This window comes from Cryobacterium sp. 10S3, from assembly GCF_034344045.1.
Taxonomy (GTDB): Bacteria; Actinomycetota; Actinomycetes; order Actinomycetales; family Microbacteriaceae; genus Cryobacterium; species Cryobacterium glucosi.
Window position 1 is genome coordinate 3,101,384 of record NZ_CP133773.1, and the last position, 23,371, is coordinate 3,124,754.

Sequence of the window (23,371 nt, forward strand, 5' to 3'; positions counted from 1 at the left end):
GCCTGGTTCCCCGCAAACGGATCAGGACGCGCTCGGTGCGTCCGTGTTGATGTCGACGGCGTGAAGCTCGCGCTCCGCGAGGGCACTCAGAATGCGCTCGGTCACCGCATCGACGGCACCGAGGCCGTCAACGGTGACAACGAGCCCGCGGGCCCCGTACACGTCGATAAGCGGAGCGGTCTGCTCCGAGTAAACCTCGAGACGGTGACGGATGACGTCGGCCGTGTCGTCCGCTCGGCCCTGTTCGGCCGCGCGCTTGAGCAGACGGGCGACGACCTCGTCGGTGTCCGCTGAGATCTGGACGACGGCATCGAGTGCGGTGCCTTCGGCGTCGAGCAGGCGGTCGAGCTCGTGCACCTGTTCGATCGTGCGCGGGTAACCGTCCAGGAGGAAACCGCCAGCGGCATCCGTCTGGGCGAGCCGGTCGGCGACGATCTCATTGGTCAGCGAGTCGGGCACGTAGGCGCCCTTGTCCATGAACGCCTTGGCTTTGAGGCCGAGTTCGGTCTGGTTCGTCACGTTGAAGCGGAAGATGTCGCCGGTCGAGACGGCGGGGATACCGAAGGCAGCGGCCAGGCGAACCGCCTGGGTGCCCTTGCCGGCGCCGGGCGGGCCGATCACGAGCAAGCGGGTCATCGGAGAAGCCCTTCGTAGTGACGCTGCTGCAACTGGGAGTCGATCTGCTTGACCGTCTCGAGGCCGACACCAACGATGATCAGGATGCTGGCGCCGCCGAACGGGAAGTTCTGGTCGGCTCCGATCACCGAGAATGCGATCAGCGGCAGCAGGGCGATCAGGCCGAGGTAGAGCGCACCGGGCAGGGTCACCCGGGTCAGCACGAAGTCGAGGTACTCGGCCGTGGGGCGTCCGGCACGGATGCCGGGGATGAATCCGCCGTACTTCTTCATGTTGTCGGCGACCTCTTCCGGGTTGAAGGTGATCGCGACGTAGAAATAGGTGAACCCGACGATGAGCAGGAAGTACATCAGCATGTAGAGCGGGTGGTCGCCCTTGGTCAGGTTGTTCGTGACCCAGGAGACCCACGCCGCCGGGGCCTGTCCGGCAGCCGGCTGGTTGAACTGCGCGATCAGGGCCGGCAGGTACAGCAGCGAGGACGCGAAGATCACAGGGACGACGCCGGCCATGTTGACCTTGATCGGGATGTACGTGTTGTTGCCGCCGTAGGTGCGTCGTCCGACCATCCGCTTGGCGTACTGCACCGGGATGCGTCGTTGCGACTGTTCGACGAACACCACGGCCGCGACGACCAGCAGTCCGACCGCGATCACGATCAGGAAGGTGTCGAGGCCCTTCTGGTTGAGGATCGAGCCGAGGGAGTTCGGGAAGCGGGCCGCGATGGACGTGAAGATGAGGAGCGACATGCCGTTGCCGATGCCGCGCTCGGTGATGAGCTCACCCATCCACATGATGACGCCGGTGCCTGCCGTCATGGTGATGACCATGAGCATGATGGCGTACCAGGCGTCGTTGGTGATGAGCTGCGAGCACTCGGAGCTGGAGGAGGTGCCGAACAGCGCACCGCTGCGGGCGACCGTGATGAGCGTCGTCGACTGGAGGATGCCGAGGGCGATCGTGAGATAGCGCGTGTACTGGGTGAGCGTGCTCTGCCCGGACGCGCCCTCTTTGTAGAGGGTCTCGAAGTGTGGGATGACCACGCGCAGGAGCTGCACGATGATCGAGGCCGTGATGTACGGCATGATGCCGAGCGCGAAGACCGACAGCTGAAGCAGCGCGCCACCGCTGAACAGGTTGACGAGTTCGTACAGGCCACTGGTGCCCTGGTTCGCCGCGAGACACGCTTGCACGTTTCCGAAGTCCACAAAGGGAGAGGGGATGAACGAGCCCAGTCGGAACAGAGCCACGATACCGAGGCTGAATCCGATTTTCTTGCGAAGGTCGGGCGTGCGGAAGATCCGCGCTATGGCGCTGAACAAAAGGCCTCCAGTTACTAACGTGAAACGAGCCTGCCGGGGCCGCTATCGAATGAACGATGGCGACGCCCGACAAGCTCGATCAGCGTCTACGGACTTACTTGATTGAGCCACCCGCGGCGACGATCTTCTGCTCAGCTGAGCTGGAGACCTTGTCGACCGCAATGTTCAGCTTAACGGCAATTTCACCGTTACCGAGCACCTTGACTTTTTCGTTGTCACGAACGGCGCCCTTGGCGACCAGGTCGGCGATGGTGACATCGCCACCGTTCGGGTAGAGCTCGGCAAGACGGTCGAGGTTGACGACCTGGTACTCGACGCGGAACGGGTTCTTGAACCCGCGCAGCTTCGGGGTACGCATGTGCAGAGGCATCTGCCCACCCTCGAAGCCGATGCGCACGTTGTAGCGTGCCTTGGTGCCCTTGGTGCCACGACCCGCGGTCTTACCCTTGGATCCTTCACCGCGGCCGACGCGCATACGGTCCTTCTTCGAACCGGGAGCGGGGCGAAGGTGGTGGACCTTCAGCACCTGCTCGCGCTTCTCAGCGGGTGCAGTCTTCGCGGCGGCAGCCTTGGGGGCAGCCTTCTTTGCGGTGGCGGGCTTGGTTGCCGCCTTGGCGGCAGCGTCCTTCTCGTCAGCCATTAGTCAATCTCCTCGACCTTCACGAGGTGAGCAACCGTGTTGACATAGCCGCGGTTCTGCGAGTTGTCCTCGCGGATCACGACAGCGCCAATGCGCTTGAGACCCAGGCTGCGAAGCGTGTCGCGCTGGTTCTGCTTCTCACTAATTTTGGACTTGATCTGTGTCACTTTGAGGCGAGCCATCAGGCACCTGCCTTTGCTGCCGCTGCTGCAGCAGCAGCCGCGGCGTCGGCGCGCAGGAAACGGGCCGGGGCCACGTCTTCGTACGCGAGGCCACGACGGGCGGCAACGGCACGCGGCTCTTCGAGCTGGTGCAGTGCCTCGACGGTGGCGTGGACGATGTTGATGGTGTTCGACGAACCGAGCGACTTGCTCAGGACGTCGTGGATGCCGGCGCATTCGAGCACGGCGCGGACGGGGCCACCGGCGATAACGCCGGTACCGGCAGCGGCGGGACGCAGCAGGACAACGCCCGCTGCGGCTTCGCCCTGGACGGGGTGCGGGATCGTCAGGCCGACGCGGGGAACGCGGAAGAAGTTCTTCTTCGCTTCCTCGACGCCCTTGGAGATAGCGGTCGGGACCTCGCGGGCCTTGCCGTATCCCACGCCGACGAGTCCGTTGCCGTCACCGACGACGACGAGGGCGGTGAAGCTGAAGCGACGACCACCCTTCACCACCTTGGAAACGCGGTTGATGGTGACAACGCGCTCCAGGAACTGGCTCTTGTCGGCGTCGCGGCTTCCGCGATCCTTGTTCGGGTTGCGCTCACGGCCACCACGACGAGCCTCACGAGGCTCGTTCTGTGCCGGAGCGGTTGACGCAGCGGTTTCGACGGGTGCCTCAGCGGCCACCACGGTCTCCTTGGCTGCTGTGTTACTGGTTTCAGCGGTCACAGGTTCAATCCACCCTCTCGAGCTCCCTCGGCGATGGCAGCGACGCGTCCCGCGTACTTGCTGCCGCCACGGTCAAATACGACGGCGTCGATACCGGCGGCCTTCGCGCGCTCGGCGACGAGTTCACCGACCTTACGGGCCTTGGCGGTCTTGTCACCATCGAAGGTGCGCATGTCCGTCTCGAGCGTGGATGCCGACGCAAGGGTGAAACCCTTGCTGTCGTCGACGACCTGCACGAAGACGTGGCGAGCCGAACGGGTGACGACGAGACGGGGACGAAGCTCCGTCCCAACGACCTTTTTGCGAAGACGTGTGTGCCTGCGTCCGCGGGCAGCGGCCTTGCTCTTACCTCTAGTTCCGAGACCCATGGTTACTTACCACTCTTTCCGGCCTTGCGGCGAACAATCTCGCCGGCGTAACGCACACCCTTGCCCTTGTAGGGCTCAGGCTTGCGAATCTTACGGATGTTGGCGGCGACCTCGCCGACGGCCTGCTTGTCGATGCCACCGACCGTGAGGCGGTTGACGCCCTCGACGGTCAGGGTGATGCCGACGGGCGGCTCGATGAGGACCGGGTGTGAGAAGCCAAGGGCGAACTCGACCGCGGTGCCCTTCTGGGCGACGCGGTAACCGGTACCGACGATCTCGAGGCCCTTGGTGTAACCCACGGTCACCCCGATGATCTGGTTGGCGATCAGGGTGCGGGTCAGGCCGTGCAGCGAACGCGATGCGCGCTCGTCGTCCGGACGGGTGACGACAACGTGGCCGTCTTCGATCGACACCTGGATCGGGTTGGCGACGGTGAGCGCAAGCTCACCCTTCGGGCCCTTGACGCTGACGAGGCGGCCCTCAGTGGCAACCGTGACATCCGCGGGGATCGGGATGGGGAGTCTTCCAATACGTGACATTGTCGACTACCACACGTAGGCGAGAACTTCTCCGCCTACGCCCTTCTTCTCGGCCTGACGGTCGGTGAGCAGACCGCTGGAGGTGGACAGGATGGCAACGCCGAGGCCACCGAGAACGGTGGGGATTTCGGTCGACTTTGCGTACACGCGCAGGCCGGGCTTGGAAACCCGCTTGATGCCGACGATGGAACGCTCGCGGTTCGGACCGAACTTGAGGTTCAGCGTGAGGGTCTTTCCGACCTCTGCATCCTTGACATCCCAGGCGGAGATGTAACCCTGCGCCTTGAGGATGTCTGCGATGTGCGCTTTGAGCTTGCTGTGCGGCATCGACACTGTGTCGTGGTACGCCGAGTTAGCGTTGCGCAGTCTGGTCAGCATGTCTGCGACCGGATCTGTCATTGTCATTTGTGGTGCCTTTCTCGCCTGGTTTCGTTCATCCGTTACACGGGTGACGACCTTGGTCGTGGTGGGGCTGGACGGTTGTCCAGCCCCAGGGTTTAAAACTAGCCGGTACTACTTAGTGTTCTCGGCCGTCTGGAAGGGGAAGCCAAGCGCCTTGAGCAGCGCACGGCCTTCTTCGTTGTTCTTGGCGGTCGTCACGATGGTGATGTCCATACCGCGAAGACGGTCGATCCGGTCCTGGTCGATCTCGTGGAACATGACCTGCTCGGTGAGACCGAAGGTGTAGTTGCCTGCACCGTCGAACTGCTTGTCCGAGAGGCCGCGGAAGTCACGGATACGGGGAAGGGCGAGGCTCAGAAGCCGGTCCAGGAATTCCCACATGCGGTCGCCGCGGAGGGTGACGTGGGTTCCGATGGGCTGTCCTTCGCGCAGTTTGAACTGCGCGATGGACTTGCGGGCCTTGGTGACCTGCGGCTTCTGGCCGGTGATCTTGGTGAGGTCGGAGACGGCGCCATCCATGATCTTGCCGTCGCGAGCTGCCTCGCCGACACCCATGTTGACGACGATCTTCACGAGGTTCGGAATCTGGTGAACGTTCGTGAAACCGAGCTCGGTGGAGAGCTTGGCGGAGATCTCGTCGCGGTACTTCTGCTTGAGACGCGGAAGCGTCTTGACGGGCGCTTCGCCCGCAGCAACGATCGTGTCGGTCATCAGAGGTCCTTCCCTGACTTCTTGGCGTAACGGATGCGGACCGTCTTGGTGACGCCGTCCTTCGTTACCTCTTCGATGCGGACGCCGACGCGAGTCGGCTTCTTGGTCTCCGGGTCGACGATGGCCACGTTGGACGCGTGGATCGGCGCCTCCATGGTCTCGATGCCGCCGGTCTTGGTGCCGCGCTGGGTCTGGCCGACACGAACGTGCTTCGTGACGAAGTTGATGCCCTCGACGAGGACACGGTTCTTCTCCACGAGCACGGCGATGACCTTGCCCTGCTTGCCACGGTCGCCGCCGCGTGCCTGGCTGCGGCCGCTGATGACCTGTACGAGGTCACCCTTTTTGAGTCTGGCCATGATTTAGATAACCTCCGGTGCCAGCGAGATGATCTTCATGAACTTCTTGTCGCGAAGCTCGCGACCGACCGGTCCGAAGATTCGGGTGCCCCGGGGGTCACCGTCGTTCTTCAAAATCACTGCGGCGTTCTCATCGAACTTGATGTACGAACCGTCTGGACGACGGGTCATCTTCTTGACGCGAACGACGACGGCCTTGACGACGTCGCCCTTCTTGACGTTTCCGCCCGGGATCGCGTCCTTGACGGTGGCGACGATGGTGTCACCGAGGCCTGCGTAACGACGACCGGAGCCACCGAGGACGCGGATGGTCAACAGTTCCTTGGCACCCGTGTTGTCGGCAACCTTGAGTCGTGATTCTTGCTGAAGCACTTTTTATACCCTTCTATCAAGTAAGCGCGAGGCTTACTTGGCCTTCTCGAGGATCTCGACCAGGCGGAAGCGCTTGGTGGCGCTCAGCGGACGGGTCTCACTGATCAGGACCAGGTCTCCGACGCCGGCGATGTTCGCCTCGTCGTGGACCTTCAGCTTGGACGTACGGCGGATGACCTTGCCGTACAACGGGTGCTTCACGCGGTCTTCGACCTCGACAACGATGGTCTTATCCATCTTGTCGCTGGTCACGTAGCCGCGCAGCGTCTTCCGGTAGCCGCGAACGAGAGCTTCTGCCTCGGCTGCGACGACCGTTTCGTCAGTCTTCGCCATGACTAGGCCTCCTTCGTTTCGACGGCCTCAGCGACAGCATCCGTTTCGGATTCTGCAGCCTTAGGGGCCTTCTTGGGCTTCTTCTCTGCCTTGTCGGCCTTGACGGCCGCTTCGACCGGTGCGGGCGTCGGGCGAATGCCCAACTCGCGCTCACGGAGAACCGTGTAGATACGAGCGATGTCGCGCTTGACCGCGCGGAGGCGGCCGTGGCTTTCAAGCTGACCGGTGGCCGACTGGAAGCGCAGGTTGAACAGCTCTTCCTTGGCCTTCTTCAGCTCGTCGAACAGTCGTTCGTTTTCAAAAGTGTCGAGCTCGACTGAGGCGAGCTCCTTGGATCCGATCGCCATTATGCGTCGCCCTCCTCGCGCTTGATGATGCGTGCCTTCAACGGCAGTTTGTGAATGGCGCGGGTGAGCGCTTCCTTGGCGACGATGTCAGTGACACCGCCGATTTCGAAGAGCACACGACCCGGCTTCACGTTGGCGACCCACCACTCCACAGAACCCTTACCGGAACCCATGCGGGTTTCGGCCGGCTTCTTGGTGAGCGGGCGGTCAGGATAGATGTTGATCCAGACCTTGCCGCCGCGCTTCATGTGACGGGTGATCGCGATACGAGCGGACTCGATCTGACGGTTGGTCACATACGCGGGGGTGATGGCCTGGATGCCGTACTCGCCGAACGACAGCTCGGTGCCACCGGTTGCGTGGCCGGTGCGGCCCGGGTGGTGCTGCTTACGGTGCTTGACTCTGCGTGGAATCAACATGGTTATGCCTCAACTCCTGCTGCAACCGGCGCCGCGGCCTCTGCGCGGGGCGCACGGCGGGGTCGGTCGTCACGACGCTCGGGGCGGGACGACTTAGCGTTGGCCTGCTCGCGGGCGAGTTCCTTGTTGGTGATGTCGCCCTTGTAGATCCAGACCTTCACGCCGATGCGGCCGAAGGTGGTCTTGGCTTCGTAGAAGCCGTAGTCGATGTTCGCACGCAGGGTGTGCAGTGGCACGCGTCCCTCGCGGTAGAACTCCGAGCGGCTCATCTCAGCGCCGCCGAGACGACCGGACACCTGGATGCGAACACCCTTGGCGCCGGCGCGCTGGGCGCCCTGCAGGCCCTTGCGCATCGCGCGGCGGAAAGCCACACGAGCGGAGAGCTGCTCTGCGATGCCCTGGGCAACGAGCTGGGCGTCGACCTCAGGGTTCTTGACCTCGAGGATGTTGAGCTGGATCTGCTTGCTCGTGAGCTTCTCGAGGTCGGAGCGGATCCGCTCGGCCTCGGCGCCACGACGACCGATCACGATGCCCGGACGGGCGGTGTGAATGTCGACGCGAACGCGGTCACGGGTGCGCTCGATCTCGATGCGCGAAACTCCCGCGCGGTCGAGGGTCGTGCTCAGCAGGCGGCGGATCTTGACGTCTTCAGCGACGAAGTCGCTGTAACGCTGGCCCGGCTTCGTGCTGTCAGAGAACCAACGCGACACGTGGTCGGTCGTGATTCCCAGACGGAAGCCATACGGGTTTACTTTCTGACCCATTACTTCGTACCCTCCTCAGGAGTGGCGAGCACAACAGTGATGTGGCTCGTACGCTTCTTGATCTGGAATGCGCGACCCTGTGCGCGGGCCTGGAAACGCTTGAGGGTCGTACCCTCATCAACGAATGCCTGGCTCACGAAGAGGTCCTGCTCGTCCAGGTATGTGTTCGCTGCATCGGCCTTGACTCGTGCATTCGCGATGGCCGAGGCCACCAGCTTGTACACCGGGTCGCTGGCGCCCTGCGCTGCGAACTTCAGGATTCCCAGGGCCTCGTGGGCCTGCTTGCCGCGGATCAAGTTGACGACGCGACGAGCCTTCTGGGGGGTAACGCGGATGTGACGCACGCGTGCGATCGACTCCACCATTTCTTCTCCTCCTTCACGTCACCGCGTTAGCGGCGACGGCCCTTCTTGTCGTCCTTCACGTGACCACGGAAGGTGCGGGTGGGCGCAAACTCGCCGAGCTTGTGCCCGACCATGCTCTCGGTGACGAACACCGGGATGTGCTTGCGTCCGTCGTGAACCGCGATGGTGTGCCCGAGCATGTCGGGGATGATCATCGAACGGCGCGACCAGGTCTTGATTACGTTCTTGCTGCTGGCTTCATTCGCCCGGACAACCTTGCGAAGCAGGTGGTCGTCAACGAAAGGGCCTTTCTTGAGACTGCGTGGCATCGTCTACTCCTACTTACGCTTCTTGCCGACAGTACGGCGACGAACGATGAGCTTGTCGCTTTCCTTGTTCGGGTGCCGGGTACGGCCTTCTTTCTGGCCCCAGGGGCTGACGGGGTGACGTCCACCGGACGTCTTTCCCTCGCCACCACCGTGCGGGTGGTCGACCGGGTTCATGGCAACACCACGAACGGTCGGGCGAACGCCTTTCCAGCGCATCCGGCCGGCCTTGCCCCAGTTGATGTTCGACTGCTCGGCGTTGCCGACCTCGCCGATCGTGGCGCGGCAGCGGGCGTCGACGTTGCGGATTTCTCCGGACGGCAGGCGCAGCTGGGCGTAGATGCCATCCTTCGCAACGAGGCGAACCGACGAACCGGCGGAGCGGGCCATCTTGGCACCGCCGCCCGGACGCAGTTCGACCGCGTGGATGATGGTACCGGTGGGGATGTTCTTCAACGGCAGGTTGTTGCCGGGCTTGATGTCAGCACCCGAACCCGACTCGATGATGTCGCCCTGGTTCAGCTTGTTCGGGGCGATGATGTAGCGCTTGGTGCCGTCAACGAAGTGCAGGAGCGCGATGCGCGCCGTGCGGTTCGGGTCGTACTCGATGTGAGCGACCTTGGCGTTGACGCCATCTTTGTCGTTACGACGGAAGTCGATGAGACGGTACTGACGCTTGTGTCCACCACCGATGTGACGGGTGGTGATGCGACCCTGGTTGTTACGGCCACCGGTCTTGGACAGGGGGCGAAGCAGGGACTTCTCCGGGGTCGAACGGGTGATCTCTGCGAAGTCCGCAACAGATGAACCGCGACGACCAGGAGTCGTGGGCTTGAACTTACGAATAGCCATTTCTTATTCCTCTAGTCCGCGCCGCTTAGCCGACGGCCGTGAAGATGTCGATGGAACCGGACTTGAGCGTGACGATGGCACGCTTGGTGTCCTTGCGCTTGCCCTGACCGAACTTCGTGCGACGCGTCTTGCCGATGCGGTTCATGGTGTTGATCGAAGCGACCTCCACCTTGAAGATCTTTTCGATCGCGAGCTTGATTTCGGTCTTGTTCGAGCGCGGGTCCACGATGAAGGTGTACTTGCCCTCGTCGATCAGGCCGTAGCTCTTCTCAGAGACGACCGGAGCGATGATGACGTCGCGGGGATCCTTGTTGATCGGGGTAGCCATTATGCGGACACCTCTTCCTTCTTGGTCTTGCTCGCCACGAACGCGTCGAACGCGCCCAGGGTGAAGACGATGTCGTCGCTGACGAGAACGTCGTAGGCATTCAGCTGGTCCCAGGACAGCACGTGCACCGTCGGGAGGTTGCGGATGCTGCGCAGTGTCAGCTCATCGGTGCGCTCGAGAACGACCAGCACGTGCTTGCTGCTGGCGATCTGGGTGAGCAGCGTGATGGCGCCCTTGGTGCTGGGCGTCTCTGCAGTGAACAGTGCGGTGACGACGTGGAGACGGTCGCCGCGGGCGCGGTCGGAAAGCGATCCGCGCAGTGCTGCCGCGATCATCTTCTTGGGGGTGCGCTGTTCGTAGTTGCGGGGCGTCGGTCCGTGGACGATGCCACCGCCGGTCATCTGGGGCGCGCGGATCGAGCCCTGACGAGCGCGACCGGTTCCCTTCTGCTTGAAGGGCTTGCGACCGGCACCGGAAACTTCTCCGCGGCGCTTGGTCTTGTGCGTGCCCTGGCGTGCGGCAGCGAGCTGCGCGACGACGACCTGGTGGATCAGGGGGATGTTGGTCTGGACGTCGAAGATTTCGGCGGGCAGTTCAACGGAACCGGACTTTGCGCCGGTTGCATCGATGAGATCGAGCGTGGTGGCCATGCGGTTACGCTCCCTTCACGGCAGTGCGGACGAATACGAGGCGGCCCTTGGCACCGGGAACGGCACCCTTGACCAGCATGAGGCCCTTCTCGGCATCAATGGCGTGAACCTTGAGGTTCAGCACGGTGACGCGCTCGCCACCCATACGACCGGCCATGCGCATGCCCTTGAAGACACGGCTCGGGGTCGAGGAAGCACCGATGGAACCGGGCTTGCGGTGGTTGCGGTGGGAACCGTGGGAGGAGGAGACACCCTTGAAGTTGTGACGCTTCATAACACCGGCGAAACCCTTACCCTTGCTCGTGCCCATGACGTCAACCTTGGAGCCGGCAACGAAGACACCGTCAACGGTGAGTTCCTGTCCCAGGGTGTAGTCAGCGGCATCCGCGGTGCGGAGCTCGGTGAGGTGACGGCGAGGCGTGACGCCCGCCTTTTCGAAGTGTCCGGCGGAAGGCTTGTTCACCTTGCGCGGGTCGATGGCGCCTGCAGCGATCTGGACGCCGGCGTAGCCGTCGATTTCCTTGCTGCGGATCTGGGTGACAACGTTCGGCGAGATCTCGATGACGGTGACGGGAACGAGCTTGTTGTTCTCGTCCCAGACCTGGGTCATGCCGAGCTTCTTGCCGAGGAGACCCTTGGTGGTCTTGGTATCGGAGTAAGACATCGCGGGCCCTAGAGCTTGATCTCGATGTTGACGTCCGCCGGAAGGTCGAGACGCATGAGCGAGTCGACGGCCTTCGGGGTGGGGTCAATGATGTCGATCAGACGCTTGTGGGTGCGCATTTCAAAGTGCTCCCGGCTGTCCTTGTACTTGTGAGGGGAACGGATGACACACACCACGTTCTTCTCGGTCGGAAGCGGCACGGGGCCGACGACTGTCGCGCCCGCACGGGTCACGGTGTCGACGATCTTGCGCGCCGAGATGTCAATGACCTCGTGGTCGTAAGACTTAAGCCGAATGCGGATCTTCTGTCCCGCCATGTCGAACTCTCTTTCTTGTCAAGGCTTCGTACATCCCGAAGGCTGCATTGGACGCCGTAGTAGCACTGCTGCTGTCGCACCACTGTTCATCTGTCAATTTCGATTCCTCGTCCCGCAGCCTTCCAGCCGCACGACTTTGAACCGAGCCAACCGCTTCTCCATACCGGGGCATGGGGGAAGGCATGGATTTCCCATGCTTTCCCGGCTGTTGGTTTAAGCTCTGTTCTGCTACCCGCGGCCTAACCGTGCGTCCTGTGGACACCGGCTATGCACTGCCTGGCAGTGATCCCGACACCGCGTGCAGCGCGGCAGTCGAAAGTGTTGAACTAGAAGAGTCTGCCACAGGGGTAGGTCTTTGTGCAACCCGGGCGTGTCGCGACCGGCGTGTCGCGCGTTTCGGCCCCCTTTCGCCCCGTTTCCAGCGCTTCGCTGCCCGTTTCGCGCTCGTTTCCCTCTGCCGGGGCCCGCGCTCGATACAGACACGCCATTCACCACGTGCGGAGGCCCGGTCTCCGAACAGGCAGCCCAAGCTCCAGCAGACGCCCGCGCAAAGCGCATCCTGCTCAACGCAATGGAGAAACCCCAGCGAGTGAAGCCGTGCACCTGCCGACGCACCCCATCTTCACGGCGCTTTTCATCCCACAGCACTTCCTCGGGCGTACGCCCGTCCCTCATGACGGGATCGAAGTACTTGATCTTCCCGTCAGCCTCCCCCAATGCTGATAGTCGGCTACGGACAACAAGTGGTCCGCAGGGTGGTCCGGTGGAATGTGTTCAGTCATGCTGCAGAGCATGTGACCCACGGAGCACATCTGGAGGTCGAAGGCGTCATTCGTGCGTTACCGACGACATCCACTCCTGTGGAGGACTGCGTTCAGACTCGAGCGCGGGTGTTCCGCCGTTCAGCGCCTGGCACAGCACCCGCGGAACGGCGGAACACCCGCGCTCGAGTGGTGCGTCCTGAGCGCCGCGGCCGACTCGGACGCTCGCTGCGGACGCTCGCCGCGCGAGCGCTAGTCGGTGCCGACGTGAGTGTCGGCGGCGGCGCGGGCCTGCTCGATCTGGTCTTCGAACTTGTTGCCGGTGACCTTGTTGACCGCGTCGGCCGTGCCGTCGAGCAGCTTGTCGCTGATGTCCTCGGCCTGCTCGCTGTGCAGGGCCTCGGTGACCTTGCTGTCGCCCAGGAACTCCTGGGCCTTCTTCGTGATGTCGTCCAGTCCCATGATCCACTCCAGTCCGGCCGCTTCAGTGCGACCGCGACCCACGATAGAACCGGGGCACGCCCACGACAAGGGTCTCGCGGGGACGCAAAAACGGGCCGGCCCCGAAGGACCGACCCGTTTCAGTGGTGCAGGTGGTGAAGAACTACTTGATGATCTTCGTCACGGTTCCGGCGCCGACGGTGCGGCCACCTTCACGGATAGCGAAGCCGAGTCCATCTTCCAGGGCGATCGGCTGGATCAGCGCGACAGTCAGGTCGGTGGTGTCGCCGGGCATGACCATCTCGGTGCCCTCGGGCAGCGTGATGACGCCGGTGACGTCGGTGGTACGGAAGTAGAACTGCGGACGGTAGTTCGCGTAGAACGGGTTGTGACGGCCGCCCTCTTCCTTTGACAGGATGTACGCGGTGCCCTCGAAGTCGGTGTGCGGCGTGACCGAACCCGGCTTGACGACGACCTGGCCGCGCTCGACGTCTTCGCGCTTGGTGCCACGAAGAAGAAGACCACAGTTCTCGCCGGCCCATGCCTCGTCGAGCTGCTTGTGGAACATCTCGATACCAGTGACCGTGGTCTTGATCGTCGGGCGGATGCCGACAACCTCGACCTCGGAGTTGATCTTGAGGGTTCCACGCTCGGCGCGGCCGGTGACGACGGTGCCACGACCGGTGATCGTGAAGACGTCCTCGATCGGCATGAGGAAGGGCTTGTCCTTGTCGCGGACGGGCTCCGGGAAGTAGTCGTCAACGGCCTGCATGAGCTCCAGGATGTTGCCAACCCACTTCGGGTCGCCTTCCAGCGCCTTGAGCGCCGACACGCGGACAACAGGAGCGTTGTCGCCGTCGAAGCCCTGGGCGGTGAGGAGTTCGCGAACCTCGAGCTCGACGAGCTCAAGGATCTCTTCGTCGTCGACCATGTCGGCCTTGTTCAGCGCGACGAGCAGGGACGGCACGCCGACCTGCTTGGCGAGAAGAACGTGCTCACGGGTCTGAGCCATCGGGCCGTCAGTTGCGGCGACAACGAGAATCGCGCCGTCCATCTGTGCGGCACCGGTGATCATGTTCTTGATGTAGTCAGCGTGGCCCGGTGCGTCGACGTGCGCATAGTGACGCTTTTCGGTCTCGTACTCAACATGGGAGATGTTGATCGTGATGCCGCGCTGGCGTTCTTCCGGAGCCGAGTCGATCGACGCGAAGTCGCGCTGAACGTTGGTCTTGGAAGGGAACGTGTCGGCAAGGACCTTGGAGATCGCTGCAGTCAGCGTGGTCTTTCCGTGGTCAACGTGACCGATCGTTCCGATGTTTACGTGCGGCTTAGTCCGCTCGAACTTGGCCTTGGCCACTGTGGGTCCTCCTCAGGACTCTCGGCTTCACCGCCCGCTGGTTTGCGGCCGGTGAAACTGCTGGATTTGTGTACTTATGTTACTCGGGCCGGGAGGCCGAAGCGATTCGGCCCGAAGGCCCGGAAAAGGCCCGAGGGCCCCAGGCTATTCGCCCTTGTTCTTCTGGATGATCTCTTCGGCAACAGCCTTGGGGACCTCGGCGTAGCTCTCGAAGGTCATCGAGTACACGGCACGCCCGGAGGTCTTGGACCTCAGGTCGCCGATGTAACCGAACATCTCCGAAAGCGGAACGAAGGCACGAATGACCTTGACGCCGCTCGCGTCTTCCATGGTCTGAATCTGACCACGGCGGGAGTTGAGGTCGCCGATGACGTCGCCCATGTATTCCTCAGGCGTACGAACTTCGACGCTCATGAGCGGCTCGAGAAGAACAGGGTTCGCCTTGCGGACGGCTTCCTTGAAGCCCATCGAACCGGCGATCTTGAACGCCATCTCCGAGGAGTCGACGTCGTGCGCGGCACCGTCGAGCAGGCTGGCGCGAACGCCGACCATCGGGTAGCCGGCCAGAACACCGACGTGCATGGCGTCCTGGATGCCCGCGTCGACCGAGGGGATGTATTCCCTGGGGATGCGGCCACCGGTGACCTTGTTCAGGAACTCGTAACCCTTTTCGGCAGTGATTTCAAGCGGCTCGATCGCGATCTGAATCTTCGCGAACTGGCCGGATCCACCGGTCTGCTTCTTGTGGGTGTAGTCGTGACGCTCGACGGCCTTGCGGATCGTCTCGCGGTACGCGACCTGGGGCTTGCCGACGTTGGCCTCGACGTTGAACTCGCGACGCATGCGGTCGACGAGGATGTCCAGGTGAAGTTCACCCATTCCCTTGATGACCGTCTGGCCAGTTTCCTGGTTCTGCTCGGTACGGAAGGTCGGGTCTTCTTCGGCCAGCTTCTGGATCGCGAGACCCAGCTTTTCCTGGTCCTGCTTCGTCTTCGGCTCGATCGCAACCTCGATGACCGGGTCAGGGAACGTCATCGACTCGAGTACGACCTGGTGGTTCGGGTCGCACAGGGTGTCGCCGGTGGTGGTGTCCTTGAGGCCGATGACCGCGTAGATGTGACCGGCGGTCACGAAGGCCACCGGGTTCTCCTTGTTGGCGTGCATCTGGAAGATCTTGCCGATGCGCTCCTTCTTGCCCTTGGTCGAGTTGATGACCTGGCCGCCGGAGTCGAGGTGTCCCGAGTAGACGCGGATGTAGGTGAGGCGACCGAAGAACGGGTGCACCGCGACCTTGAACGCGAGGGCCGTGAACGGCTCGGACGCATCAGAGTGACGCATGACGACGACCTCTTCATCGCGCGCGTCGTGGGCCTCGATGGCCGGCACGTCGAGCGGGGTGGGGAGGTAGTCGATGACGGCGTCAAGCATCGGCTGGACGCCACGGTTCTTGAACGCGGAGCCACAGAGGACCGGGTAGATCTCGCTGTTGACCGTGAGCTTGCGGATCGCGTGCTTGATCTCGGAGACGGTGAGCTCTTCGCCGGAGAAGTACTTCTCCATGAGGTCGTCATCGGTCTCGGCGACGGTCTCGAGGAGCAGCTTGCGGTAAACCGCGGCCTGCTCGACGAGGTCGGCCGGGATGACCTCGATCTCGTAGTGGGAGCCCATCTCGACGTCACCCTTGGAGTCGCCGCGCCAGGTCAGTGCACGCATCTCGACGAGGTCGACAACACCCTCGAAGGTGTTCTCGGCGCCGATCGGCAGCTGGATGACGAGCGGCTTCGCGCCGAGGCGCTTGACGATGGTGTCGACGGTGTAGAAGAAGTCCGCGCCGAGCTTGTCCATCTTGTTGACGAAGCAGATGCGGGGAACGTCGTACTTGTCGGCCTGGCGCCAGACGGTCTCGGACTGGGGCTCAACGCCCTCCTTGCCGTCGAACACGGCAACCGCGCCGTCGAGGACGCGGAGCGAACGCTCCACCTCGACGGTGAAGTCCACGTGGCCGGGGGTGTCGATGATGTTGATCTGGTTGCCGGCCCAGAAACAGGTCGTCGCAGCGGAGGTGATCGTGATGCCACGTTCCTGCTCCTGCGCCATCCAGTCCATGGTCGAGGCGCCGTCGTGGGTCTCGCCGATCTTGTGGTTGACACCCGTGTAGTACAGGATGCGCTCAGTGACGGTGGTCTTGCCAGCGTCAATGTGCGCCATGATGCCAATATTGCGGACCTTGCTCAGGTCGGTGAGCACATCAAGTGCCACGGGTGTCCTCCGGACGTTTTTTGGGGGTGTGTGGGGCGAAACAAGACAAGCCGGTGGGCGAGCGGGGCGGGTGACCCGCCCCGCTCGCTCACCGGATCGCGACTACCAGCGGTAGTGTGCGAAGGCCTTGTTCGCCTCGGCCATCTTGTGTGTGTCTTCACGACGCTTGACCGCGGCACCGAGGCCGTTGGACGCGTCGAGGATCTCGTTGGTGAGGCGCTCGGTCATGGTCTTCTCGCGACGGGCCTTGGCGTAGCTGGTCAACCAGCGGAGAGCCAGGGTGTTGGCGCGGTGCGGCTTGACTTCGACCGGCACCTGGTAGGTGGAACCACCGACGCGGCGCGAACGCACCTCGAGGGTGGGGCGCACGTTGTCGAGCGCCTTCTTCAGCGTGACGACAGCATCCGCACCGTTCTTGGCAACGACGCCCTCGAGTGCATCGTAAACGATGCGCTCGGCGAGGCCCTTTTTGCCGTCGAGGAGGATTTTGTTGACGAGCTGGGAGACGATGGGGGCGCCGTATACCGGGTCAGCGATAACGGGACGCTTGGGCGCTGGGCCTTTACGAGGCATTACTTCTTCTCCATCTTGGCGCCGTAGCGGCTACGAGCCTGCTTGCGGTTCTTGACAGCCTGGGTGTCCAGTGCGCCGCGAACGATCTTGTAACGAACACCGGGGAGGTCCTTCACGCGACCGCCACGCACGAGCACCATCGAGTGCTCCTGCAGGTTGTGACCCTCGCCGGGGATGTAGGCGGTGACCTCGGTACCGTTCGACAGCTTGACGCGGGCGACCTTGCGGAGAGCCGAGTTCGGCTTCTTCGGGGTGGTGGTGTACACGCGGGTGCACACGCCGCGCTGCTGCGGGTTGGCCTTGAGGGCGGGAGCCTTGGTCTTGGTGACCTTGGGGCTGCGGCCCTTCCTGACCAACTGCTGAATGGTTGGCACTAATTACTCCTTGTTTTTGCTGCACGGTGACAGCTCATTGATGGTTAGCATTCGATTCGTTCCGTTTCCGGTCCTTGTCGAGTTCATCTGGACCCGCCGGCGCACGCGGAACAAGTTCCGCGCGTTTCAGTGGGTATGCCGTGGGGGCTGCTCGGTGAGCAAACCCAGCATGCGTGCCGTGTCTGGGCGCCCAAGGTGCGGCACGACGAGATCGCGATGGCATGACTCAAGCGCACGACGAAGCGCACACCCCGAAATACTAACTCCCCTCGGGTAGCCCGGTCAAATGGCGAGCCTCCGTCGAGCGGATGCGGCGGGCCGGGCACGCGCGTGGCCCACGCGGCTTGTCCCCCACTCGTCCGCGACTCACAGGCCGTGAGGCCAGAGCGGGGAGTTGAGGGTGCTGTCGAGATCGGCGAGCAGGGACTGCACCCAGGGCTCGACGAACTCGTTCACCGCGGCCCGCATCCGCTCACGATGGCGGTACAACGCCATGCAGACCTGGCCGCCGACCTCGGCCGCGTACTCGTCGGCGAGGCGCAGCTCGGCGCGAATTGCCGCCTTCTCCTCCGCGGTGAGTGGCGCCGGTTCGGCGACGAACGCGGCCGGGGAGGCGGGGCGCGCGAGTTCGGCGAAGGTGAAGAGGTAGGGCGCCTCACGTTCGGCGGGCGGGTCGAGCTCGAGGCCGGCGAACTCGGGGTCGAGGCCGTCGGCCGGGCGATAGCTCGCGACGGCGGCCTTGCGTTCCTCGTTCGCGCGGATCTCCCGGCTGAGCAGCGGGAGGGTGGACTCGGTGTACGCGTCGACGGAGCCGTCAATCACAGCCTTCACGCGCATGGCGAGGGCGTGCTGCACCGCGTGCGGGACATCGGTCGTGAGGCCGGCGGCGCGGATGACGGGCGAACCGAAACAGGTGCGGCACAGCCGCGTCCTGCGGGTGTGCGTGCCGGGTCGCCACTTGGGGAGCCAGCTCAGCCAGTCGTCGACGACATCGCCGACGCGTGCTTCGATGGAACCATCCATGGACATTAAGGTTACTCGATGCCGCAGGTGTTCGGCGGGGAGATTTCGCCCTATTCGTCCGGGCGTTCCCAGGGCCACAGCGGCCGGCCGTGTTCGTTGATGCGGGAGGCGAGCACGAGCGAATACAGCAGGGTGACGACGAAGGCGAGGATGCCGGTCGTCGCCGCGAACGGCTCGCGCAGCACCGCCGCGGCGAAGGTCAGCCCGCTGAACAGTTGCCCGTTTCCCAGGGGATAGAGCACGGAGCCGGCGGCGACGAACCCGAGGAACGCGGCGATGCCGGTTCCGGCCGCGTACCCGAGCGCCACCCGTTGGCGGCGCGGCGATGCCCGCAGCCCGAGCCACAGCAGGAGAGCGAAAACCAGCAGCACGGCCGCCGCCGCCATTCCGGGACCGACGAGCGGGCCGGCATCCGTCACCGGGATGACCTCGATGTCGGCGAGCAGGCTGATCATGCCGAAGGCCGCGACGAGCAGCGCCGCGTAGAGCACGGCCGCGAACACGGCGACGACGGCCGCGTATCGCTGATAGTCGCGCATCGCTCAGGCCTCACTCCCCCGCTGCGGGGGCTGCACCCCTACGGCGATTCCGCCGGCCGGCTTCGGACTGTTCGGGATTACTGCGGACGGGAGAGCTGCGGCCCTTCGGCGAGGCGGCGGTCGTAGTCCTGGCGGGCGGCGGCGTTGCGGGCCGTGACGGTGCGTCCGCGGCGGGCGATCCAGGCGCCGAACCAGATCGGCACCTCGCGGGCGACGACGGCGGCGGCGATCGCGTACGGGCTGAGCCACTGCGCGGTGATGAAGCGGACCGCTTCGGACGGGGTGAAGTTCCAGGCCTGCACGGTCAGCAGCGCCGCTCCGATGTAGGAGAAGTACACGATGACGGCCACGAGGAAGCCGAAGAGCACGTATGCCCACCAGCCGCCGCGGTTGACGATCAGCACGAGCAGGGAGAACCCGATGAAGAAGAACACGGCGGGCACGTAGAAGACCGGAAGCACGATGAAGTCGGTGAACTTCGCGGCGGCGTCGGCGACCGAGCCGCTGCCGGCCCCGGCGATGCCGAAGGCGACGAGCGCGTAGACGATGGAGTACACAACTGTCGCGAGAAGCACAAGCAGCACTCCGGCACCCCGGTTGCCCTTGTCGACGGGCGGGGCCGGGGCCTGGATGTAGATGGGGCCCGCGGGCGCCTGCACGGGAACCGCGGGCGTGTAGCCGGGGGTGTAGTCGGTGACGGGAGCATGCTCCGCTGCCGTCTGGTCCTGCGTGGCGACCTGGGCGTCCTCATGTGCGGCCTCGGCCGAGACGGCCGTGGGGGTCTCGTAGGAGATCGGCTCGCCGACCGGCTCGGGGACGACGACAGGGGCGACGGGGGCGGATGCCGCGGGCTCGGCGAGCGGGGCCGGTACCGACTCGTCAGCGGGCACTGCGGCGGCGTGCGCCGGCTCGCTCGGAGCCGGCTGGTCGGTCGGGTCCGTCTCGGACCGCGCGTACGCGGCCGTCGGGGCATCCGTCTCGGGGGTCGTGTTGCGCTCGTCTAATGTCGGGTCGCTCATGCTGCACTCCTCGCGGGCCGGGTGGCCGTAGCTCTCTGCAGCAACCATAACAACATGCCCGGCCCCCGATCGGGAGCTTGGCCGCGCGATTTGTGATTCGGTGCGGCGGCCGTTCGGGGCTATTTCGCCGCGGGCGTCGGGGTAGGCGTCGGCGTCGCGGCCGCAGTCGCCGCGGGTGTCGCCGCAGTCGCGGGTGGGACGAGCACGTAGACGAGGCCGGTGATTGTGGCCGTGATGTCCCCTGTCGCGCTCGTCTTCGAGTCGGTGGTCGAGTCCGCGGCGAGAGGTGCCGTCGTGATCCCGGTCACCAAATAGAGCCGCTGACCGCTCTGAAGTCCGCTGATGAAGTCGAGGGCATGGGCGTAGCTTCCTGTGACCGTGATCGACACCGCGAGCGAAGCGAAAGTCGTTGCCGTGATCTGCGCGTTCGTGACCGGCATGACGGCCGCGGGCGTTCCGGTCGTGGCGCTATCCGTACCGGTTGAAGCGAGTGCGGCCGGAGCCGCATACGGAACGGCATCGGACACGGTCATGCCGGTCAGAGTCACCGACTTCGACCCAGCGAGCGCATCGAGCTGAGTGACAAAACTCGGCATCTCCGTGCCGCTCGGCACGGAAGCCTGCAGGGGAACCAGCTCGGCCTTGAGCGCATCGATACCGGCGTAGTCGGATTTGAGCTTGGCCAGCACCGCTGCCTGCCCTGCATTCGACGCCTCCACGGCGGCGCGCGCCTGATCGGCTGTCGCGACCGCAGCGAGCTGCGGTTGGATGCCGAGCAGCAGGCCCATCGCTAGGACGGCGACCATGACGACGACTGACCCGATAACCCAGATCCTGTTCTTGTCCATGTTCATTTCCCCACAGTCGCGAAGCGCTTGGCGTACGCGGCATCATTGACGTGCATGGTGATGTCGACGGTGTAAGTCTTCGTGGTCGCATCCAGAGTCACAGACCCGGGCAATGCGTCAGCGAATCCCGGCAGAGTGGAGAGCGCGTTGAGCCAGGTGGGGACGTCAGGCAACACTGCACTCTTCGCGGTGAACTTCACGGTACCGACGCGGGCGCCCTGAAGCGGCGCAGTGGGCTGCGCATAGGCAAATATCGGGGAGGCAAAGTCCAGAGTCACCGTGTCGATCGAAACGGTGGACGGCAGGGTGGCCTGCACGCTGTCGAGGTACTTCTTCCAGTCGATTTCCGTCGACACGCCCACTTGCTGGGCGGCCTGCACAAGCGTGACTTTCGCCTGCACGGATCGAACTTCGATGTACTTGGTTTGCTCGGCGACGAGACTCGAGGTGCGTGCCTGTTCGTCCGCCAGCTGACTCTGGGCCTGGAGTGCGAGCACGGTCGAGGCGCCGGTTCCGACGGCCATGATGGCGATCACACCGAAAACACCGATCAGCAGGCGCCGCCGGATGACGGCAGCAGCACGTTCCTTGTAGATCTCCGGGGGGAGAAGATCTACACGGGGCACACCGCCGACGATGAGCTCCGCGGCCTTGCTGGCGCGGCTCATGCTGCACTTCCCAAGGCGAGGCCGAGCGCCACGGCAAATGTAGACCCGCTGAGCCTGAGGTCGTTCGCGTCGACGTCCCGCGCGAGACCGACCGTGACAAACGGGTCACCGACGACCACGGGCATTCGGGTCATCTCGGCGAGTGCTTCGGGCAACCCGCGCAATTGCCCGCCGCGCCCACTGAGCACGATCTGTCCCACCGGATTGGTCGGCCGCGTGTTGACGAAATAGCTGATGGTGTTGCGGAGGCTCGTCAACTGTTCACTCGCGATCTTGTAAATGACTTCCACAGCACGCTTGTCCGCCTCGGGCACAGTTCCGGTGGCCAGTCCGAGACCGCACTTGGCCGATTCTGCCTGTTCGGGAGTCGACTTGAGTTCGTCCTGCAGGGCTCGCGAAATGTCATCACCGCCTGTAGCAATAATTCGCACGAATTGCGGAACCCCGTTCGTCGCGATGACGACACTCGTGGTGCTGCCACCGATGTCGACCAACGCGACCGTGCCGACGATGCCCGGTCTGCTCACGAGAATGCGAGTCAAGGCGAATGGAATCAGATCTACGTCGACAGTCATCAGTCCCGCGAGCTGAGTGGCTTTGACGTTCGCGAGCACAGCCGACTTAACCGCCGCGATCAACAGCCCGTTGACGACCGGTCCATTCTCACCCTCGGATTCGGAGACCGGGTAGAAGTCGAGCAAGGCTTCGGCCACCGGGATCGGAAGCATCTCCTGCACCTCGAACGGCAAGGTCTCGCGGATGCGGGCGAGTGACATTTTCGGGACGCTCAGGTCGCGGGCGAGCACCCGCTGGTTGCCCATGCCAAGCACGACGTTCTTGGATTTGAACCCGCCAGACGACCAAAGCTGCTTGAGCGCTGCGGCAACGGTGTTCGGTTCTATGACCTCGCCGCTGTTGACCGCTCCGTCCGGCAGGCCAATCTGGCTGTAGCGGAGCAGGATCGGTTTGACAGATTGCGGGTCGCTCACTTCGACGGCTCGCAGAACCGAGCTCCCGATGTCTATCCCCACGATGCTTGTTGTCACGTTGTCATTCCTCTACTGATTTGGACGTCACTACGAGCAACGATGTTGCGTTCCGTCACTGTGTTATGCCGATGAAGCTCAGGTAGCTGTTCCACAATTGGTTTCCCCAGAAGATTCCGACCCACGCGCCCGCCAGCATCCAGGGCCCAAAAGGGATTCCACTCTTGCGATTGGCGCGTCGGGTTGCGAGCAAGCCGATCGCGAAAACCCCGCCCAGCAGGAAGGCCGCGAAGGCGCCGACCACAAGGGGCCCCCAGCCGAGGTAACCGAGGAAGAGTCCGAGCACACCGGCGAGTTTGACGTCGCCGAAACCCATTCCGCCTGGATAAGCGAGCGCCATGACCAGATACAAGGCCCAAAGGAATGCGAGACCGATGCCGGCACGGATCAGCGACGCATAGTCACCCGTCACGATTGATGCCGACCCGAGCAGCCCTGCCCCGACGAGATAACTCGGCAGCACGATCCTGTTTGGCAGCCGATGGGTATCGAGGTCGATCAGTGCCAGTGCGATACTCACCGCCGCCAGATACAGGACCGCGAGCAAAACGAGCACTGCGGGGATCCAGGACGCACCCGCACTGTCGGGTCCAGCTTGGGCAGAGTACCCACCAGTCCACACGTAGACGGCGACCACCACGAAGAAGATGGCTGTTCCGGTTTCCACGAACGGATACCGCACCGAGATCCGCGTCCGACAGTCGCGGCACTTGCCACGCAGGAGAGCCCAGGAGACCACCGGAATGTTGTCCCGTCGAAGGATGGAGGCCCCGCAGCGCGGGCACGCGCTGGGCGGTGACACGATCGAGAGGCCTGCCGGAACGCGGTAGATCACGACATTGAGAAAGGAACCGACGACGAGGCCGACGACGGCGCACAAT

At 63.8% G+C, this 23,371-nt stretch carries 34 protein-coding genes; all 34 read right to left on the reverse strand.

Annotated elements, in window-relative coordinates; genetic code table 11:
• Positions 1-21 precede the first annotated feature (21 nt).
• The gene (locus RHM57_RS14445; RefSeq protein WP_322188438.1) at positions 22-636 is read right to left on the reverse strand and encodes an adenylate kinase; all 615 of its coding nucleotides are present in this window, start codon (positions 634-636) and stop codon (positions 22-24) included.
• Positions 633-1,955, reverse strand: a complete 1,323-nt coding sequence (secY, locus tag RHM57_RS14450) for a preprotein translocase subunit SecY (RefSeq protein WP_134449900.1) — start codon at positions 1,953-1,955, stop codon at positions 633-635. The genes RHM57_RS14445 and secY overlap by 4 nt, the downstream gene beginning before the upstream one ends.
• 94 nt (positions 1,956-2,049) lie before the next feature.
• Positions 2,050-2,595 (reverse strand): 50S ribosomal protein L15, encoded by a 546-nt coding sequence (gene rplO, locus RHM57_RS14455; RefSeq protein ID WP_134449899.1) that lies wholly within the window; start codon positions 2,593-2,595, stop codon positions 2,050-2,052.
• A complete protein-coding gene (gene rpmD, locus RHM57_RS14460) occupies positions 2,595-2,777 on the reverse strand; it encodes a 50S ribosomal protein L30 (RefSeq protein WP_174774564.1) in 183 nt (60 codons plus the stop codon). The genes rplO and rpmD overlap by 1 nt, the downstream gene beginning before the upstream one ends.
• Complete coding sequence (rpsE, locus tag RHM57_RS14465) at positions 2,777-3,448, reverse strand: 30S ribosomal protein S5 (protein ID WP_104101028.1); 672 nt, start codon at positions 3,446-3,448, stop codon at positions 2,777-2,779. Before rpsE ends, rpmD begins: the two co-directional genes overlap by 1 nt.
• A gap of 35 nt (positions 3,449-3,483) precedes the next feature.
• Complete coding sequence (gene rplR, locus RHM57_RS14470) at positions 3,484-3,855, reverse strand: 50S ribosomal protein L18 (protein WP_134449898.1); 372 nt, start codon at positions 3,853-3,855, stop codon at positions 3,484-3,486.
• Between the two features lie 2 nt (positions 3,856-3,857).
• Positions 3,858-4,394 carry a 50S ribosomal protein L6 gene (rplF, locus tag RHM57_RS14475; protein ID WP_134449897.1) on the reverse strand — a complete coding sequence of 179 codons (537 nt, stop codon included), beginning with the start codon at positions 4,392-4,394 and terminating at the stop codon, positions 3,858-3,860.
• 6 nt (positions 4,395-4,400) lie between these two features.
• Positions 4,401-4,799 carry a 30S ribosomal protein S8 gene (gene rpsH / locus RHM57_RS14480; protein ID WP_066597609.1) on the reverse strand — a complete coding sequence of 133 codons (399 nt, stop codon included), beginning with the start codon at positions 4,797-4,799 and terminating at the stop codon, positions 4,401-4,403.
• Positions 4,800-4,907: 108 nt separating this feature from the next.
• Complete coding sequence (gene rplE / locus RHM57_RS14485) at positions 4,908-5,507, reverse strand: 50S ribosomal protein L5 (protein ID WP_134449896.1); 600 nt, start codon at positions 5,505-5,507, stop codon at positions 4,908-4,910.
• On the reverse strand, positions 5,507-5,866 hold the full coding sequence (gene rplX, locus RHM57_RS14490; RefSeq protein ID WP_134449895.1) for a 50S ribosomal protein L24: 360 nt from the start codon (positions 5,864-5,866) through the stop codon (positions 5,507-5,509). The genes rplE and rplX overlap by 1 nt, the downstream gene beginning before the upstream one ends.
• A 3-nt stretch (positions 5,867-5,869) precedes the next feature.
• A complete protein-coding gene (gene rplN, locus RHM57_RS14495) occupies positions 5,870-6,238 on the reverse strand; it encodes a 50S ribosomal protein L14 (protein WP_134449894.1) in 369 nt (122 codons plus the stop codon).
• A gap of 33 nt (positions 6,239-6,271) precedes the next feature.
• The gene (gene rpsQ / locus RHM57_RS14500; protein WP_134449893.1) at positions 6,272-6,571 is read right to left on the reverse strand and encodes a 30S ribosomal protein S17; all 300 of its coding nucleotides are present in this window, start codon (positions 6,569-6,571) and stop codon (positions 6,272-6,274) included.
• Between the two features lie 2 nt (positions 6,572-6,573).
• On the reverse strand, positions 6,574-6,918 hold the full coding sequence (rpmC, locus tag RHM57_RS14505; protein ID WP_134449892.1) for a 50S ribosomal protein L29: 345 nt from the start codon (positions 6,916-6,918) through the stop codon (positions 6,574-6,576).
• Positions 6,918-7,337, reverse strand: coding sequence for a 50S ribosomal protein L16 (gene rplP / locus RHM57_RS14510; RefSeq protein WP_134449891.1), 420 nt, complete (start codon positions 7,335-7,337; stop codon positions 6,918-6,920). The genes rpmC and rplP overlap by 1 nt, the downstream gene beginning before the upstream one ends.
• A 2-nt stretch (positions 7,338-7,339) precedes the next feature.
• Positions 7,340-8,101 carry a 30S ribosomal protein S3 gene (rpsC, locus tag RHM57_RS14515; protein WP_134449890.1) on the reverse strand — a complete coding sequence of 254 codons (762 nt, stop codon included), beginning with the start codon at positions 8,099-8,101 and terminating at the stop codon, positions 7,340-7,342.
• A complete protein-coding gene (rplV, locus tag RHM57_RS14520; RefSeq protein ID WP_134449889.1) occupies positions 8,101-8,466 on the reverse strand; it encodes a 50S ribosomal protein L22 in 366 nt (121 codons plus the stop codon). Before rplV ends, rpsC begins: the two co-directional genes overlap by 1 nt.
• A gap of 26 nt (positions 8,467-8,492) precedes the next feature.
• Positions 8,493-8,774: a 30S ribosomal protein S19 gene (gene rpsS / locus RHM57_RS14525; RefSeq protein WP_134449888.1), complete on the reverse strand. Its 282-nt coding sequence runs from the start codon at positions 8,772-8,774 to the stop codon at positions 8,493-8,495.
• A gap of 9 nt (positions 8,775-8,783) precedes the next feature.
• Complete coding sequence (gene rplB / locus RHM57_RS14530) at positions 8,784-9,623, reverse strand: 50S ribosomal protein L2 (protein WP_134449887.1); 840 nt, start codon at positions 9,621-9,623, stop codon at positions 8,784-8,786.
• A gap of 25 nt (positions 9,624-9,648) precedes the next feature.
• On the reverse strand, positions 9,649-9,951 hold the full coding sequence (rplW, locus tag RHM57_RS14535) for a 50S ribosomal protein L23 (RefSeq protein ID WP_104100968.1): 303 nt from the start codon (positions 9,949-9,951) through the stop codon (positions 9,649-9,651).
• Positions 9,951-10,601: a 50S ribosomal protein L4 gene (rplD, locus tag RHM57_RS14540; RefSeq protein WP_134449886.1), complete on the reverse strand. Its 651-nt coding sequence runs from the start codon at positions 10,599-10,601 to the stop codon at positions 9,951-9,953. Before rplD ends, rplW begins: the two co-directional genes overlap by 1 nt.
• Before the next feature lie 4 nt (positions 10,602-10,605).
• Positions 10,606-11,265 (reverse strand): 50S ribosomal protein L3, encoded by a 660-nt coding sequence (gene rplC / locus RHM57_RS14545; RefSeq protein WP_134449885.1) that lies wholly within the window; start codon positions 11,263-11,265, stop codon positions 10,606-10,608.
• 8 nt (positions 11,266-11,273) lie between these two features.
• Complete coding sequence (gene rpsJ, locus RHM57_RS14550) at positions 11,274-11,582, reverse strand: 30S ribosomal protein S10 (protein ID WP_035834607.1); 309 nt, start codon at positions 11,580-11,582, stop codon at positions 11,274-11,276.
• Positions 11,583-12,595: 1,013 nt separating this feature from the next.
• On the reverse strand, positions 12,596-12,805 hold the full coding sequence (locus tag RHM57_RS14555) for an Rv0909 family putative TA system antitoxin (RefSeq protein ID WP_174774565.1): 210 nt from the start codon (positions 12,803-12,805) through the stop codon (positions 12,596-12,598).
• 142 nt (positions 12,806-12,947) lie between these two features.
• Complete coding sequence (gene tuf, locus RHM57_RS14560) at positions 12,948-14,141, reverse strand: elongation factor Tu (RefSeq protein WP_134449883.1); 1,194 nt, start codon at positions 14,139-14,141, stop codon at positions 12,948-12,950.
• A 144-nt stretch (positions 14,142-14,285) separates the two neighbouring features.
• Positions 14,286-16,400, reverse strand: a complete 2,115-nt coding sequence (fusA, locus tag RHM57_RS14565; protein ID WP_134449882.1) for an elongation factor G — start codon at positions 16,398-16,400, stop codon at positions 14,286-14,288.
• Positions 16,401-16,502: 102 nt separating this feature from the next.
• Positions 16,503-16,973: a 30S ribosomal protein S7 gene (rpsG, locus tag RHM57_RS14570; protein WP_066597688.1), complete on the reverse strand. Its 471-nt coding sequence runs from the start codon at positions 16,971-16,973 to the stop codon at positions 16,503-16,505.
• Positions 16,973-17,347, reverse strand: a complete 375-nt coding sequence (gene rpsL, locus RHM57_RS14575) for a 30S ribosomal protein S12 (protein WP_055787040.1) — start codon at positions 17,345-17,347, stop codon at positions 16,973-16,975. The genes rpsG and rpsL overlap by 1 nt, the downstream gene beginning before the upstream one ends.
• Before the next feature lie 366 nt (positions 17,348-17,713).
• Positions 17,714-18,370, reverse strand: a complete 657-nt coding sequence (locus RHM57_RS14580; protein ID WP_134449881.1) for a spermidine/putrescine ABC transporter substrate-binding protein — start codon at positions 18,368-18,370, stop codon at positions 17,714-17,716.
• A gap of 50 nt (positions 18,371-18,420) precedes the next feature.
• Complete coding sequence (locus tag RHM57_RS14585; protein ID WP_134449880.1) at positions 18,421-18,909, reverse strand: DUF6121 family protein; 489 nt, start codon at positions 18,907-18,909, stop codon at positions 18,421-18,423.
• Positions 18,910-18,986: 77 nt separating this feature from the next.
• The gene (locus tag RHM57_RS14590) at positions 18,987-19,928 is read right to left on the reverse strand and encodes a hypothetical protein (RefSeq protein ID WP_322188442.1); all 942 of its coding nucleotides are present in this window, start codon (positions 19,926-19,928) and stop codon (positions 18,987-18,989) included.
• A 119-nt stretch (positions 19,929-20,047) separates the two neighbouring features.
• Positions 20,048-20,776: a hypothetical protein gene (locus tag RHM57_RS14595; protein WP_134449878.1), complete on the reverse strand. Its 729-nt coding sequence runs from the start codon at positions 20,774-20,776 to the stop codon at positions 20,048-20,050.
• 2 nt (positions 20,777-20,778) lie between these two features.
• The gene (locus RHM57_RS14600) at positions 20,779-21,444 is read right to left on the reverse strand and encodes a hypothetical protein (protein ID WP_322188444.1); all 666 of its coding nucleotides are present in this window, start codon (positions 21,442-21,444) and stop codon (positions 20,779-20,781) included.
• Positions 21,441-22,490 carry a type IV pilus assembly protein PilM gene (pilM, locus tag RHM57_RS14605; protein WP_322188446.1) on the reverse strand — a complete coding sequence of 350 codons (1,050 nt, stop codon included), beginning with the start codon at positions 22,488-22,490 and terminating at the stop codon, positions 21,441-21,443. The genes RHM57_RS14600 and pilM overlap by 4 nt, the downstream gene beginning before the upstream one ends.
• 55 nt (positions 22,491-22,545) lie before the next feature.
• Positions 22,546-23,370 (reverse strand): prepilin peptidase, encoded by an 825-nt coding sequence (locus RHM57_RS14610; protein WP_322188448.1) that lies wholly within the window; start codon positions 23,368-23,370, stop codon positions 22,546-22,548.
• Between the last annotated feature and the right edge of the window lies 1 nt (position 23,371).

Excerpts from the sequence above, each read along its gene's own strand:
- RHM57_RS14445 (WP_322188438.1), bottom strand. The coding sequence starts at position 636 with ATGACCCGCTTGCTCGTGATCGGCCCGCCCGGCGCCGGCAAGGGCACC.
- rplO (WP_134449899.1), bottom strand. The coding sequence starts at position 2,595 with ATGGCTGACGAGAAGGACGCTGCCGCCAAGGCGGCAACCAAGCCCGCC.
- rpmD (WP_174774564.1), bottom strand. The coding sequence starts at position 2,777 with ATGGCTCGCCTCAAAGTGACACAGATCAAGTCCAAAATTAGTGAGAAG.
- rplR (WP_134449898.1), bottom strand. The coding sequence starts at position 3,855 with ATGGGTCTCGGAACTAGAGGTAAGAGCAAGGCCGCTGCCCGCGGACGC.
- rplF (WP_134449897.1), bottom strand. The coding sequence starts at position 4,394 with ATGTCACGTATTGGAAGACTCCCCATCCCGATCCCCGCGGATGTCACG.
- rpsH (WP_066597609.1), bottom strand. The coding sequence starts at position 4,799 with ATGACAATGACAGATCCGGTCGCAGACATGCTGACCAGACTGCGCAAC.
- rplE (WP_134449896.1), bottom strand. The coding sequence starts at position 5,507 with ATGACCGACACGATCGTTGCTGCGGGCGAAGCGCCCGTCAAGACGCTT.
- rplX (WP_134449895.1), bottom strand. The coding sequence starts at position 5,866 with ATGGCCAGACTCAAAAAGGGTGACCTCGTACAGGTCATCAGCGGCCGC.
- rpsQ (WP_134449893.1), bottom strand. The coding sequence starts at position 6,571 with ATGGCGAAGACTGACGAAACGGTCGTCGCAGCCGAGGCAGAAGCTCTC.
- rpmC (WP_134449892.1), bottom strand. The coding sequence starts at position 6,918 with ATGGCGATCGGATCCAAGGAGCTCGCCTCAGTCGAGCTCGACACTTTT.
- rplP (WP_134449891.1), bottom strand. The coding sequence starts at position 7,337 with ATGTTGATTCCACGCAGAGTCAAGCACCGTAAGCAGCACCACCCGGGC.
- rpsC (WP_134449890.1), bottom strand. The coding sequence starts at position 8,101 with ATGGGTCAGAAAGTAAACCCGTATGGCTTCCGTCTGGGAATCACGACC.
- rplV (WP_134449889.1), bottom strand. The coding sequence starts at position 8,466 with ATGGTGGAGTCGATCGCACGCGTGCGTCACATCCGCGTTACCCCCCAG.
- rpsS (WP_134449888.1), bottom strand. The coding sequence starts at position 8,774 with ATGCCACGCAGTCTCAAGAAAGGCCCTTTCGTTGACGACCACCTGCTT.
- rplB (WP_134449887.1), bottom strand. The coding sequence starts at position 9,623 with ATGGCTATTCGTAAGTTCAAGCCCACGACTCCTGGTCGTCGCGGTTCA.
- rplW (WP_104100968.1), bottom strand. The coding sequence starts at position 9,951 with ATGGCTACCCCGATCAACAAGGATCCCCGCGACGTCATCATCGCTCCG.
- rplD (WP_134449886.1), bottom strand. The coding sequence starts at position 10,601 with ATGGCCACCACGCTCGATCTCATCGATGCAACCGGCGCAAAGTCCGGT.
- rplC (WP_134449885.1), bottom strand. The coding sequence starts at position 11,265 with ATGTCTTACTCCGATACCAAGACCACCAAGGGTCTCCTCGGCAAGAAG.
- rpsJ (WP_035834607.1), bottom strand. The coding sequence starts at position 11,582 with ATGGCGGGACAGAAGATCCGCATTCGGCTTAAGTCTTACGACCACGAG.
- RHM57_RS14555 (WP_174774565.1), bottom strand. The coding sequence starts at position 12,805 with ATGGGACTGGACGACATCACGAAGAAGGCCCAGGAGTTCCTGGGCGAC.
- rpsG (WP_066597688.1), bottom strand. The coding sequence starts at position 16,973 with ATGCCTCGTAAAGGCCCAGCGCCCAAGCGTCCCGTTATCGCTGACCCG.
- RHM57_RS14580 (WP_134449881.1), bottom strand. The coding sequence starts at position 18,370 with ATGGATGGTTCCATCGAAGCACGCGTCGGCGATGTCGTCGACGACTGG.
- RHM57_RS14585 (WP_134449880.1), bottom strand. The coding sequence starts at position 18,909 with ATGCGCGACTATCAGCGATACGCGGCCGTCGTCGCCGTGTTCGCGGCC.
- RHM57_RS14590 (WP_322188442.1), bottom strand. The coding sequence starts at position 19,928 with ATGAGCGACCCGACATTAGACGAGCGCAACACGACCCCCGAGACGGAT.
- RHM57_RS14595 (WP_134449878.1), bottom strand. The coding sequence starts at position 20,776 with ATGGACAAGAACAGGATCTGGGTTATCGGGTCAGTCGTCGTCATGGTC.
- RHM57_RS14600 (WP_322188444.1), bottom strand. The coding sequence starts at position 21,444 with ATGAGCCGCGCCAGCAAGGCCGCGGAGCTCATCGTCGGCGGTGTGCCC.